Raw genomic sequence first — 12902 nt, forward strand, 5'->3', positions numbered from 1 at the left:
AATTTTCGAAAGATTTATTTTTTTAATACAGTCTCAATATAACTATTCAAACATAAAATAACGTTATTTGATTTATTTGTTTATAGTAAATTTTATTTAGTAATCATTGCTTTAAAATACTACGCTTATATAACAGAGAAAATAAGCGTTATGATAAAGAACAGTATTATTTAAAATGACAGAAAACATTATTATTAAAGAAATAAAAAACATAAAAAATCTTAAGAAATCGGTTTCATTTAGCTTTTGAGATGAAATAATAGTACAGTTTTATACGCTGTTTCATATGTTTAAAAAATTTGAATTAGATTTGAAAACTCTAATTTTTAAATGATAAAAAAAGCGAGAATGCTGGTTTTACTGTATATTAACCTTAGATAACTTTCATTTTTTTAAAAAAATTATGAAAAAAAGGTAGCTATTTAAAAGTTGATTATGTATAATAGAAACAGATGGGAGATTATTATGATCTTCTGTTACAAAAAAGTGATTCTTATCACGAAAAGGAGTGGTGCACGTTGTTAACATTATATACTTCCCCAAGTTGTACTTCCTGCAGAAAGGCTCGTGCGTGGTTGCAAGAACATCAGATTCCATTTGTTGAACGTAATATTTTTTCAGAACCATTGAACAGTTCTGAATTAAAAGCGATTTTACAAATGACAGAAGACGGAACAGAAGAAATCATCTCGACACGTTCCAAAGTATTCCAAAAACTGAACATGGATTTAGATGATCTGCCGTTACAAGAATTATTGGAACTTGTGCAAAACAATCCTGGATTGCTTCGCCGTCCAATCATGATTGATGATAAACGTCTGCAAGTTGGTTTTAATGAAGATGAAATTCGTCGGTTCCTACCGCGCGATGTACGACAATTAGAATTACGTCAAGCACAATTGATGGCTGGATTATAGAAGGATAATACGAAACTTGGAAAAGACTATTACAAAGATAGTTTTTCCAAGTTTTTTTGTTTTTACAAAAAGTATTCTTGATTAGATGTATAAAAAGGTAGTAGAAGATGATGATTGCACGAAAAATAGAGAGGGAAAATTAGCTGAAAAGTCGGCTATATAGTATTCGTCTGCCAAAAATGTTATAGTTAAATAAGATAGCTTGAAAGGTTGAAAAATCCGCTGGTTTTATTAAATTCACTTAACAGCGAGATTTTTTTTCTTTACATTTAAGCTGATTTCGCTACAATGAATCTATATTAAACATTGTGGCAAAGTGAGGTGTAGCAAAATGGAAATGGAACATATTAATGAAAATACGATCCGTGTACTAATTGGTCATGAAGATTTAGAGGAACGGGGCGTTTCATTTTTGGATTTACTTGGCAATCACAAAGAAATCGAAAATTTCTTTTATAGTATTTTGGAAGAAGTTGATATCGAAGAGGAGTTCCGAGGAAGCGAAGCTGTCACTTTCCAAGTTTTGCCAAAAGGAGACGGATTAGAACTGTTTATCAGTAAAAATCTTCCGGATGAAGAAATTTCTCAATCAGAAGATTCTACTGTTGATTCAGAAGATGTGAGTGACTTTCTTCGTCAGCAGATTATTGGCAGCGATCCGGAGGAAGAATTATCTGGAAGCGCCCTAGAAGAACAGGAAAGACAAGCAACTTTTGCTTTTGAAGATTTTGAACAAGTGATCCAACTTGCAACAGATGTCGAACTAGAGTCTGCTTGGACTGATTTGTATTTATTCGAAGAGCGCTATTACCTAGTCGTTCACTTCTGGATGGAAAATCTCAACCAAGCGGATGTAGAGAATCAGATTGCTCGAATTTTGGAGTTTGCTGAAAAGAGCGATCGTACACCAGAAACATTGAATGAATATGGAAAATGTCTGATGGCGCGTAATGCTATCGAGCGAACGAAATTTTATTTTGTATAAATCAGCATTATAGTAAGAGACTGTGACAAAAATTGTGTCGCAGTCTTTTTTTCGTATAAATAGTGTTCAAAAGCTTGCATCTGCGGTAACAAGCCCAACCAAACGAAAAATATTGGGAACTATTTTTGTTTAGCTGTTCTTATTACTTGATGCAGAATAGCTTTTTCACGCCCTCTTTTTTCGTGTAAATAAATTCTTAGACGTAAATAAGTTCAGAGGGAGAAAAATGCTGCTTGCAATGAATGAATATAATAAGTGCTGTTTTGCTAAACATGCAGAAAAAGGAAAGAAATATTATTGTCGTGGCTGTCGAAAAAGAGTGATTTTGAAAAAGGGAAAGAAAAAATGTGCTCATTTTACCCATCAAAAATCAGATAACTGTTCGGTCTTTAGTGAAAGAGAATCAAAAGAGCACTTACAGTTAAAGGAATGCTTCATGAATTGGCTGGGACAGTCAGTAGAACCAGTATTTTTGGAAGCCTATTTGCCGAGGTTGCGGCAAAGGCCGGATATTTTGTTGGCGAATCTAGCAATAGAAATCCAATGTTCTAGACTGTCTCACCAGAGATTTATTGAAAGAACCCAAAATTATTTGAATAACAGTTACCAAGTATGGTGGATACTTGGGAATTCTTTTCTTGGACAATCGCAATTCTCATTGATAGAAAAAAGTTGCTGCTACTATAATAGAAAAAGAGGAGTGCATTGCTGGAAAGCTGATCTCAAGAAACAAAAGCTTTATTTGTATCATCATATTACAGAGACTGTATCAGGGCATATTTCCTTTTGCAGTAGCTGCTGGACTTTTTCTAGTAGGGACCTTAAAGAAATATTCACTAGTAACGAAATTAAAATGAACCAAATGAAAAAAATAGAAAAAGTGAGTGAAGATGGGAAGAAATGGCTGACACGCCAACTTATTCACAAGCAAAAGAATACAGTATCCATACAAGAACAATGCTACTTGCGTCATAAACATCTTTTGCATCTATCATCGTGGATCTATCAAAAAAGTCGGTTTTTCTTTTATTTACAAGAACAGGTTTTTCTTTATCGAATGTTGTACGAAGAAGCCTTGGAAAACCAGAAAGTTCCTGATTTCAACTCATGGCTTTGCCAAATAAAAGAACATAAAAGGGAATGGCTTTTTCCTATGATTGATGAAGAGATGGTCTATCAGCAGTTTTTTAACGAATGCATACACTTGTCTTCTTTGAAAAAATAGTAAGTATAAAAATAGGCTAGGAATCGGTTTTCTATGTAAAACAAGATTTAGTTATGCTAAAATTGATGGAAGCAGACACATGAATGAGTAGAAAAGTTAGATGCTGTGACATGTGGATGTTAGACTATGATCTATTTTGATAGATAGAGCTAAGGGAAGAAAAGGAGTGGATTTCATGGAAGTAAAGCAGTTGCCAAAACGAGAAGAATTGCCTGAAAATTTAACTTGGGACTTGACCAAGATCTTTTCAAGCGACCAAGAGTTTGATGAGAAATATTTGGAATTATCAGAAGAGTTAAAACAATCTGAAAAACACAAAGGAACACTTGATCAAGGCGCTTCTCAATTTTTAAATGCGATTGAATTCGTATTGAGGGTTTATCGCCAAACTGAAGTCATTTATGTATATGCGCACCTTAAAAACGATCAAGACACTGGAAATACAGATTACCAAGCGCTTTATGCAAGAGCAAGCAGTCTGTTTTCGAAAGTTAGTGAAGCCGTTTCCTGGTTTGAACCAGAAATATTGCAATTGTCAGATGACCAGATTTGGCAATATTTCAAAGAAGAACCAAAATTGGAAGTCTATCGCCATTATATCCAGCAAATAGTAGATAATCGAGCCCATGTCTTATCTGCTGAGCAGGAATCTCTTCTTGCTGGAGCAGGTGAAATCTTTGATGCTTCAAGTGATACATTTGCTGTTTTGAATAATGCAGATCTAGTTTTTCCAACGATTGAAGGAGAAAATGGTGAAATAGTCCAATTATCTCATGGCGTGTATGGTCAGTTGCTAGAAAGCACGGATCGAAGGGTACGCGAAGCAGCATTTAAGGGATTGTACAGTGTTTACGAACAATTTAGAAATACATTTGCTTCTACTTTAGGCACACATATAAAAGGACATAATTTTAAAGCGAAAGTCCGTAATTACAGCTCTGCCAGAGAAGCGTCTTTGAGCAATAATCATATTCCTGAAAGTGTATACGATACTTTGATAGACGTGGTAAACAAGCATTTGCCTTTGTTACATCGATACATGGAATTACGGAAACGTTTATTAGAAGTGGAAAAACTGCACATGTATGATCTTTATACACCGGTCTTAGGGGAAGCTCCAATTACCTTTACGTACGAAGAAGCAAAAGAAAAAGCTTTAGAAGCACTGAAACCAATGGGTGAAGAATACATGGCCATCGTAGAAAAAGCATTCTCTGAACGTTGGATCGATGTTGTCGAAAATAAAGGGAAACGAAGCGGTGCTTATTCTTCGGGAAGCTATGACACAAATCCATATATTTTATTGAATTGGCATGATACGCTGGATCAGCTATTTACGCTTGTCCACGAAATGGGACATAGTGTTCATAGTTATTTCACTCGTTCGAACCAGCCTTATGTGTACGGCGACTACTCCATCTTTTTAGCAGAAATAGCTTCGACAACGAATGAAAATATCCTAACGGAGTATTTATTGGAAACAGAAAAAGACCCTCGTGTACGGGCTTATGTACTCAACCATTACTTGGATGGGTTTAAAGGAACAGTTTTCCGCCAGACACAATTCGCTGAATTCGAGCATTTCATGCATACGGAAGATGAAAAAGGTGTGCCATTGACTAGTGAATACCTAAGTGATAGTTATGGTAAATTGAATGCAAAATATTATGGTCCAGCAGTCGAAGAAGACCCAGAAATTAAATTCGAATGGTCACGGATACCGCATTTTTATTATAATTACTATGTTTTCCAATACTCGACTGGCTTTTCTGCTGCTTCAGCACTGGCGAAGAAAATACTAAACCAGGAACCAGAGGCACTAGAGAACTACTTGGCTTACCTAAAAGCAGGTAACAGCGATTATCCTGTGGAAGTAATGAAAAAAGCAGGAGTTGATATGACACAGGCTGCATATATCGAAGATGCAATGTCGATGTTTGAACAACGTCTAAATGAATTAGAAGAATTGATCGATCGTTTATAAGGCTTTCTATTTTTGATTTTCTCGAATAGAAACGAAAAAAATACGTCGGCTCTCTTGTAAGGGAGTCGACGTATTTTTTTAATTAGAAAGCAAGTGTAAATGGCTAGTTCTTGAATGGAACTGAGAATCATTTGTATGTAAATGTTCACCATTAAAAACTTGATATGAGTTATCTGTTGTTTTACACAGCTCTGTGATTCTCCAAAGGCTACTTGTACCTTTTACTTCTACTAAAACACCAAAATCACGGTCGCAGGCATAATTGTAAACGACTGCAGAAGGGTGTTTTGTGATGCCCATTTCCCGAGCAATTTTTTGATCAGAAAAGAATACTTCTTTAACGAAGTCAGACTGCCGATCTTCTTTAAACATATTCAAATCGCCGCCGATTTCTTCAAATATGGATTCAGCAAGTTCTTGAGAATATGGTATGTCATTACAGCCGACTGCTTCTTGCAATTTGATCAAAAAACGGCGGCCTTTTTTCTTTCCTTGAAACTGCGCCGCTTTGCAGTCTAATGCTGCAGAATAAGTCATTGAGAATAAGTGATTACGTTCCTCAAGATTGTTCTGAGAAATTCCTTTTTGTTGCATGACATCCCCAATTGTCTGCAAATTGACCAAAGGAAGAAAGCGAAATTGCATCTTTTCTTTTGATGGTGTCCCGTACTCTTCTTCGATAAATTGTAATAACTGTTGTTCCATTTCGAAACAATATTCCCCTAAAGGATTAACAAATAAATAGATTTCGATCATATGAATCTCCCCCAAAATAGATTCTATACAACTAGTGACTAGATTCTTTCACATCCTATAACTTAACAGAAAAAAGTAAAAAAATGAACTCAAGTGCCTTGTGAAAATGAAAGGTTTCTAATTTTTAGCTTCAAGCATACGTTGGATCTTGTTTTTAGCAGGACGATAAGGTAAAGAAAAACGTTTTAAAAAATTTATAAAAGCAATTTTTCCCACAGATGCATCCCCTACCTCTAGTTCCAGTTCAAAATCGTGTAGATTGTCTCCCCAGCTTTCATCAATAGCTAAAAGTCCTTCTTCAATAGGAAATTCAGCCCGTTTTGTTGTAAGCTTTCCGGTTTGGATTAATGAAGCAGGATCGATATTCAAATCAGAAAGTTTTTGAAAAACTGCGCCTGAACGAGGCAGACGTTTTTCGAAGATAAATGCTTCTGCTTCTTCTGTTATAAAGGTATCCGTTGTTTCGAGACGCCCTTTTTCAGCAGGTGTTTTTAATGTATATTCAGCTTGATGACCAACGAAACGGATCCGTAGGCCACAATTTTGTTTCTTCAGCTGTTCATCAACGGTATCGAAATAAATATTAGTCTGTACACGGAAATCTTTATCTGTTAATTGATAGTGAGCGATGAATATCTCGTACTCTTGCTTTGTCAGCATAGATTTATATTCGATTTCAAGCATTTGTGTCATTTGATCGACTCCTTTTTGTCTATTTTGATTTTGCCTAATTTTCTTTTTTTGGTCAATGCATAAATCAAGAGTACGAAAAAACTTTGCATATATGGTAGAATAAACAATGAATGTTAATGAAGTAGAGGTATCAGCTATGGAACGAGATTGGGAAGCATTTTTAGCACCATATGAACAAACTGTATCAGAATTGAAAGTGAAACTGCGGGGGATCCGCAAACAGTTCCGTGAACAAAATCGACATGTCCCGATTGAATTTGTCACTGGGAGAGTCAAGCCAGTCGATAGTATTGTAACAAAATCACAATTACGGCATATTCCAATGGGACGTTTAGAAGAAGAAATGTCTGATATTGCCGGGTTAAGGATCATGTGTCAGTTTGTAGAAGATATCCATCAAGTTGTTGAGATCATCCGTAAAAGAAAAGACATGAAAGTTCTCCAAGAACGAGATTACATCACAAATAAAAAAGCAAGTGGCTACCGTTCTTATCATCTGGTGATCGAGTATCCTGTACAGCTGATCAGCGGTGAGAAGAAAATTTTGGCGGAAATCCAGATTCGGACTCTTGCGATGAATTTCTGGGCAACGATTGAGCATTCGCTGAATTATAAATATCAAGGCGTTTTTCCAGAAGAAATGAGTGAACGACTTCAGCGTGCGGCAGAAGCTGCCTATCAGTTGGATGAAGAGATGTCCAGTATCCGTGAAGAAATCCAAGAAGCACAGCGGTTATTCTCCCATGGAAGAGGAAAATCAGATGATGTCTACTATCGAACGCTTTTGAAGAAAGAAAGCGAAAGAGAGGAGGCAGGGGATGAAAGTAGCGATCGTTCATAATAAAGAGGCAAAGACTATAGAAGTGACAGAACGTTTGAACGCACTTTTAGAACAAGCAGGGATTCAACGAGATGATCATGAGCCAGAATTGGTCATCTCAGTCGGCGGAGACGGCACATTATTGTCGGCGTTCCATCACTACAGTCATTGTCTGAATGATGTGCGTTTCTTGGGCGTGCATACAGGTCATTTAGGGTTTTACACGGATTGGCGGGATTACGAGCTGGAAGAACTAGTAGACAGCTTACGAACGAACCGGGAACAAAGTGTTAGTTATCCCTTGCTGGATGTTCGGATCAGTTATTTGGATGAAACACCGGACCAGCATTTTTTAGCACTGAATGAATCAACGATTAAACGGGCCAATCGTACGATGGTAGCCGATGTATACATCAAAAACGAGCTGTTTGAAAGTTTTAGAGGAGATGGATTGACGATTTCTACGCCTACTGGTTCGACAGCATATAATAAAAGTGTCGGCGGTGCTGTGATCCATCCTAGTATCAATGCCTTTCAGTTGGCAGAGATTGCTTCACTGAATAATCGAGTGTTTCGTACTTTGGGTTCTCCGATCGTGATTGCCCATGATGAATGGCTAGAAATAAAATTGGAAAATACAGAAGATTATCTTGTAACGGTTGATCAATTGAATGTCGCAAAAGCAAATATCCGCTCAATTTATTATCGAATAGCAGAAGAACGGATCCATTTTGCTTCTTATCGACATATGCATTTTTGGCATCGTGTGAAAGATGCCTTTATTAGTGAGGATTGATATGCAGTTTACATGGGATTATGAGAAAGATCATTCTCAGCAAGTAAAATATTTTTTAAAAGAAAAAGGGATCTCAAAGGGTCTGTTAGCGAAAATAAAATTTCAAGGCGGTCAAATCAAAGTTAATGATCAAGTAGAAAATGTCTTGTTTTCTCTAGCTAAGGATGATAAGGTAACCATTGTGATTCCTGCTGAAGGAGAACATGAAACCGTACTTTTGGATGAAACACCGATCGATATCGTGTATGAAGATGAACACGTTCTGGTAGTAAATAAACCAGCAGGCGTTTCGTCTATTCCTGCCCAATACCATCCAAATGGGACAATGGCTAATCGTGTAAAGGCTTATTATAAAAAACAAGGTTACGAAAACCAAGTAATCCATGTGGTGACGCGACTAGATCGGGATACATCTGGTTTGATGCTTTTTGCAAAGCATGGATTTGCGCACGCAAAATTAGATATGCAACTTCGTGAAAAGAAGTTTGTGAAAAAATATCAGGCCTTAGTCAGTGGAAGGCTTTCAGATTTATCGGCACATGGACATATCGATTTGCCGATCGCCCGAGATTATTCTTCGCTATTGAAGCGAATGGTCTCTGATGAAGGACGTTCGGCACAGACTGAGTACTGGATAGAGAAGCGACTAACAGAAATCGCGTTAGTTGATATCCAGCTGCATACAGGAAGGACACATCAAATAAGAGTTCATTTTTCCGCAATTGGCTGTGCCCTGCTCGGTGATGATATGTATGGCGGGCGAATGGATCTGGGAATAAAAAGACAAGCCCTTCATTGTTATGATCTGCGTTTTTACCATCCATTTACAGAAGAGTTGCTGGAGTTCAAGCAGCCTTTAGCCGCAGACATGGAGGCAGTTGTGAGACGGTTTGAAGAATAAGGCGAGGTGAGATTGGTTTGGATGAAAATCAAGAATTAGAGGAAAGATTTGCCCAGTTGACTCAAGATTTAAGGGAAAATAATATTCAGGCATTCAGAAACAGTTTTTTAGAGATGCATATCTATGAGCAGGGGCAATTCTACCAATCTCTTACAGAAGAGAACAGGCAGCTGATCTATTCCTATCTGTCGCCTAAAGAATTAGCGGATATGTTCGATGTGATTGAAGAAGACAACGAACATATGAAAGAATACCTAGATGAAATGCGTCCTAGCTATGCAGCTGATATGCTTTCTGAGATGTATACAGATAATGCTGTTGACTTGCTTAATACGCTGGATAAAAAGCAAATTGCTAAATATTTAAGTTTGATGTCGGCAGACGATGCCAGTGAAATCAAGGAACTTCTCCATTACGAGGATGAAACAGCTGGCGCGATCATGACAACTGAATTTGTTTCGATCGTAGCCAATCAAACTGTTCGCTCTGCGATGTACGTGCTGAAGAACGAAGCAGATGTAGCTGAAACAATCTATTACATCTATGTCGTTAATCAAGAAGGTCAGCTAGTAGGGGTTATTTCTCTGCGCGACCTAATCGTGAATGATGACGACGCAATGATTTCTGATCTGATGAGCGAACGAGTGCTTTCAGTTCATGTAGGCGACGACCAAGAAGATGTGGCACAAACATTTAGGGATTATGACTTCTTAGCTCTTCCTGTTACCGATTATGATGATCATTTGTTAGGAATCGTCACAGTCGATGATATCATCGACGTTATTGATGATGAAGCTGCTAGCGATTATTCAGGACTTGCCGGGGTCAATGTGGAAGAAATTAATGAAAATCCAGTAAAGGCAGCGTCTCGACGTTTGCCTTGGCTGATCACTCTGTTGTTTTTAGGTATGTCGACCGCTTCTTTAATCAGTCACTATGAAGACTTGGTAAGTGAAGCGAGTATTTTAGCAGTCTTCATTTCGCTGATTACAGGAACTGCCGGTAATGCTGGAACCCAGTCGCTAGCTGTGGCTGTTCGTCGACTTGCGATTTCTGATGAGAAAGATCATGGATTTGTTCGACTTGTTTTGGCTGAAGTCTTGACCGGCGTTGTCACAGGAGCTGTTACGGGGATCACGATTTTTCTAATCGTAGGTTTTTGGAAACATAATTTTATCTTGGGGTTTGTCATAGGGATGGCTATGCTATTTGCAATCACAGTGGCGAATCTTGCAGGTAGTTTAATCCCGATGCTAATGGATCGTCTAGGATTTGATCCAGCAGTAGCAAGCGGTCCCTTTATCACGACTTTGAGCGATTTGACGAGTGTACTGATTTATTTCAATATTGCTTCTTTATTTATGGGCTATTTTATGTAAAAAAACAAAAACATTTGCAATAAGCATTATGCCTGTTGCAAATGTTTTTTTGTTTATAAGATTATAACTGAAGATCCACGATTTTGGTTCCGTGTACTTCGCTTACGTTCAATTCTTTAGCTACATGTGCTGCATTCTCTGCAGTGACACCACCACCAGGCAAAATGATTAAGCGGCCATCTGTATAGGCAATCAATTCTTTAAGCCGTGGGAAATTTTCTACAATAGTTTTGTCAGCAGGACCGCCATGAGTCAAGATACGGTCAACACCATGTTCTACCAGCCAATCGATTGCTTCGAATTGCCGATCTTCAGGAATACTGTCAAAAGCCATATGGAAGGTGATCTGCAACCCTTCTGCTGTTTCGATCAATAGTTCTAAGGCCTCTTCGTCTAGCCAGCCTGAAGGAGTAAGACAACCAAATACTACGCCATCCGTCCCTAATTTCTTTGCTTCAATCAAATCAGTATGCATGATTTTCAATTCGATATCGTTATAGACGAAGTCGCCCCCTCTAGGACGAATAATCGTCATTACGGGGATATCTTTTTCCCCAGCATAACTTAACGTTTCTTCGATCACACCAGTACTCGGGGTTGTGCCACCGACCGCTAAGTTGTCACACAATTCGATCCGATCGGCTCCTCTAGAAATTGCTAGAGGAATAGATGTGTAGTTTTCAGCGCAAAATTCTTTGATCATCTAATCTTCTCCTTTATCTTTCACTTTCTTCTAGGCATTGTATCATATTTTTAGCAGTTGCCAAAGTGAGCATCTAACGGTAAGATAAAACAGAAATGAGGGGGAACTATGTTAAAAAAAATCGACCGAGGACGCCAGTTTTTGGCAGAAAATCATCAGCTGTTCCGCTGTCCGGTTTGCCAAGAAGAAGTAAAAAAGTCTGATAATGGCTTGATATGCAAAAATAATCACCGTTTTGACCTTTCCAAAAAAGGAACACTTTATTTTTTATCCCATGCGGTTAAAACAGAATACGATCAAGGAATGTTCGTTCCAAGGCGTAGAATGATCCAATCTGGCATGTATCAGCCCGTTATTGAGACTATTGCGCAGCATTTACCTGAAGAAGTCTCGCTATTAGATGTTGGCTGCGGAGAAGGTAGCTTCTTGAATGAACTTTCAAAATTGAAAAAGATTCAAAATGCTGTTGGATTTGATATTTCAAAAGAAGGAGTCTACGCAGCTACAGAACAATCTGCCGAAGCATTTTGGTGTGTAGCTGATTTGACCAATTTGCCGTTTGCTGATCAAACATTCAACGCGGTTTTAAATATCTTTTCGCCTTCTCATTACCAAGAATTCCAACGTGTACTCTCAGAAGATGGAGAAGTGTTGAAGGTGGTGCCACAAGAAAATTATTTAAAGGAACTACGTCAGGCTTTTTATCCGAATCAACCTGAAAAACAGAGTTATTCCAATGAACGTGTAGTAGCCAAGTTTGCTGAAGCAATGAAATTAACTGAACGTCAGCGTGTAACCTATGAATTTGAGATACCAGAGGAAAATCAAAAAGACCTTTTGGCCATGTCACCTTTAGAGTGGCAGGTAGAAGAGCGAATCAAAGCAGACTTATATAAGAATCCTTTGAAGAAGATTACAATTGACATAGAATTATTAAAAGGAACTAAGAGAAAACGTTTTTCTAGCAGTTTTTAATGAGTAGAGGTTGCAAAAAAAAGTTGAGGGTGTTATATTAGCAACAAGTTGTTTTTTCATTGGTTTTTATCAGGTTCCTGTTCTGATAAAAGTTAGTGAGAAGAGCTTCACTAACGTAACGACTCGCAGTGACTGACACCGAGTTGATACGTTTTTTTTTATGCAAAAATCAAATTGTCAGAAAATAGAAACGAACATAAATATGAGAGGAATGATCCTGATGAATCATATCGTTTTATTTGAACCATTAATCCCTGCAAACACTGGAAATATTGCCCGTACGTGTGCAGCCACGAATACTCCGCTTCATTTAATCGAGCCACTAGGTTTTTCAACTGATGACAAACATCTAAAACGGGCAGGGTTGGATTATTGGAATGATGTAAATATTACTTACCACAGTAATTTAGAAGCTTTTTTAACATTTTTAGGTAATCGTAAACTACATTTGATCTCAAAATTTGCCCATAAAGTATATAGTGACGAAAATTTTGCTGATGGAGAAGAGCACTTCTTTTTATTTGGAAAAGAAACAACCGGTTTGCCAGAAACATTTATGCGTGAAAACGAAGAAAAGTGTTTACGCATCCCTATGAATGATGAGCATGTCCGCTCATTGAATTTATCGAATACAGCTGCAATGATAGTGTATGAAGCACTTCGCCAGCAAGGATTCCCTAATTTAGAATTGACGCATCACTATGAAAATGACAAGCTGGATTAGACAGTTTATTATAGAGTAAAATAAAAGAAAGACAGGAGTTTGCT

At 37.6% G+C, this 12902-nt stretch carries 13 protein-coding genes; 10 read left to right on the plus strand and 3 right to left on the minus strand.

Features of this window, described 5'->3' with window-relative positions; genetic code table 11:
- Positions 1-518: 518 nt before the first annotated feature.
- The 4 genes from spxA (at position 519) to pepF (ending at position 5111) form a co-directional block, all read left to right on the plus strand.
- Positions 519-917 (plus strand): transcriptional regulator SpxA, encoded by a 399-nt coding sequence (gene spxA, locus OS139_RS06765; protein WP_002296384.1) that lies wholly within the window; start codon positions 519-521, stop codon positions 915-917.
- A 331-nt stretch (positions 918-1248) separates the two neighbouring features.
- Positions 1249-1902 carry an adaptor protein MecA gene (locus OS139_RS06770; RefSeq protein ID WP_002299370.1) on the plus strand — a complete coding sequence of 218 codons (654 nt, stop codon included), beginning with the start codon at positions 1249-1251 and terminating at the stop codon, positions 1900-1902.
- A 226-nt stretch (positions 1903-2128) separates the two neighbouring features.
- Positions 2129-3127: a competence protein CoiA gene (locus tag OS139_RS06775; protein WP_325066844.1), complete on the plus strand. Its 999-nt coding sequence runs from the start codon at positions 2129-2131 to the stop codon at positions 3125-3127.
- Positions 3128-3302: 175 nt separating this feature from the next.
- Positions 3303-5111, plus strand: coding sequence for an oligoendopeptidase F (gene pepF, locus OS139_RS06780; RefSeq protein WP_002332204.1), 1809 nt, complete (start codon positions 3303-3305; stop codon positions 5109-5111).
- A 78-nt stretch (positions 5112-5189) separates the two neighbouring features.
- Here pepF and OS139_RS06785 read toward each other — a convergent pair whose 3' ends face one another.
- The gene (locus OS139_RS06785; RefSeq protein ID WP_002289850.1) at positions 5190-5867 is read right to left on the minus strand and encodes a ClpXP adapter SpxH family protein; all 678 of its coding nucleotides are present in this window, start codon (positions 5865-5867) and stop codon (positions 5190-5192) included.
- A 117-nt stretch (positions 5868-5984) separates the two neighbouring features.
- A complete protein-coding gene (locus tag OS139_RS06790; RefSeq protein WP_002289849.1) occupies positions 5985-6560 on the minus strand; it encodes a CYTH domain-containing protein in 576 nt (191 codons plus the stop codon).
- Between the two features lie 136 nt (positions 6561-6696).
- Here OS139_RS06790 and OS139_RS06795 point away from each other — a divergent pair, with 136 nt between their 5' ends.
- Genes OS139_RS06795 through mgtE form a run of 4 tightly spaced genes read left to right on the plus strand, consistent with a single transcriptional unit; the run spans position 6697 to position 10456 of the window.
- Positions 6697-7401, plus strand: coding sequence for a GTP pyrophosphokinase (locus tag OS139_RS06795; RefSeq protein WP_002289848.1), 705 nt, complete (start codon positions 6697-6699; stop codon positions 7399-7401).
- Positions 7379-8176 (plus strand): NAD kinase, encoded by a 798-nt coding sequence (locus OS139_RS06800; RefSeq protein ID WP_002289847.1) that lies wholly within the window; start codon positions 7379-7381, stop codon positions 8174-8176. The genes OS139_RS06795 and OS139_RS06800 overlap by 23 nt, the downstream gene beginning before the upstream one ends.
- Before the next feature lies 1 nt (position 8177).
- Complete coding sequence (locus OS139_RS06805; RefSeq protein ID WP_002294562.1) at positions 8178-9077, plus strand: RluA family pseudouridine synthase; 900 nt, start codon at positions 8178-8180, stop codon at positions 9075-9077.
- A gap of 17 nt (positions 9078-9094) precedes the next feature.
- Positions 9095-10456: a magnesium transporter gene (gene mgtE / locus OS139_RS06810; protein ID WP_002294561.1), complete on the plus strand. Its 1362-nt coding sequence runs from the start codon at positions 9095-9097 to the stop codon at positions 10454-10456.
- 61 nt (positions 10457-10517) lie between these two features.
- Here the strand turns inward: mgtE and OS139_RS06815 are convergent, their stop codons facing one another.
- Entirely contained in the window at positions 10518-11159 is a 642-nt protein-coding gene (locus OS139_RS06815; protein ID WP_002299366.1) for a copper homeostasis protein CutC, read from the minus strand.
- Positions 11160-11267: 108 nt separating this feature from the next.
- Between OS139_RS06815 and OS139_RS06820 the strand changes: the two genes are divergently transcribed.
- The gene (locus tag OS139_RS06820) at positions 11268-12134 is read left to right on the plus strand and encodes a methyltransferase domain-containing protein (protein ID WP_002294559.1); all 867 of its coding nucleotides are present in this window, start codon (positions 11268-11270) and stop codon (positions 12132-12134) included.
- A gap of 220 nt (positions 12135-12354) precedes the next feature.
- Positions 12355-12858, plus strand: a complete 504-nt coding sequence (trmL, locus tag OS139_RS06825) for a tRNA (uridine(34)/cytosine(34)/5-carboxymethylaminomethyluridine(34)-2'-O)-methyltransferase TrmL (RefSeq protein ID WP_002289592.1) — start codon at positions 12355-12357, stop codon at positions 12856-12858.
- The last annotated feature ends 44 nt before the right edge of the window (positions 12859-12902 follow it).

The organism is Enterococcus sp. E4-223 (genome assembly GCF_035727065.1).
Classification (GTDB): Bacteria; Bacillota; Bacilli; order Lactobacillales; family Enterococcaceae; genus Enterococcus_B; species Enterococcus_B faecium.

Bases quoted from the DNA above. Each gene is read 5' to 3' on its own strand.
- OS139_RS06770 (WP_002299370.1), top strand. From the start codon at position 1,249: ATGGAAATGGAACATATTAATGAAAATACGATCCGTGTACTAATTGGT.
- OS139_RS06775 (WP_325066844.1), top strand. From the start codon at position 2,129: ATGCTGCTTGCAATGAATGAATATAATAAGTGCTGTTTTGCTAAACAT.
- pepF (WP_002332204.1), top strand. From the start codon at position 3,303: ATGGAAGTAAAGCAGTTGCCAAAACGAGAAGAATTGCCTGAAAATTTA.
- OS139_RS06785 (WP_002289850.1), bottom strand. From the start codon at position 5,867: ATGATCGAAATCTATTTATTTGTTAATCCTTTAGGGGAATATTGTTTC.
- OS139_RS06790 (WP_002289849.1), bottom strand. From the start codon at position 6,560: ATGACACAAATGCTTGAAATCGAATATAAATCTATGCTGACAAAGCAA.
- OS139_RS06795 (WP_002289848.1), top strand. From the start codon at position 6,697: ATGGAACGAGATTGGGAAGCATTTTTAGCACCATATGAACAAACTGTA.
- OS139_RS06800 (WP_002289847.1), top strand. From the start codon at position 7,379: ATGAAAGTAGCGATCGTTCATAATAAAGAGGCAAAGACTATAGAAGTG.
- OS139_RS06805 (WP_002294562.1), top strand. From the start codon at position 8,178: ATGCAGTTTACATGGGATTATGAGAAAGATCATTCTCAGCAAGTAAAA.
- OS139_RS06815 (WP_002299366.1), bottom strand. From the start codon at position 11,159: ATGATCAAAGAATTTTGCGCTGAAAACTACACATCTATTCCTCTAGCA.
- OS139_RS06820 (WP_002294559.1), top strand. From the start codon at position 11,268: ATGTTAAAAAAAATCGACCGAGGACGCCAGTTTTTGGCAGAAAATCAT.
- trmL (WP_002289592.1), top strand. From the start codon at position 12,355: ATGAATCATATCGTTTTATTTGAACCATTAATCCCTGCAAACACTGGA.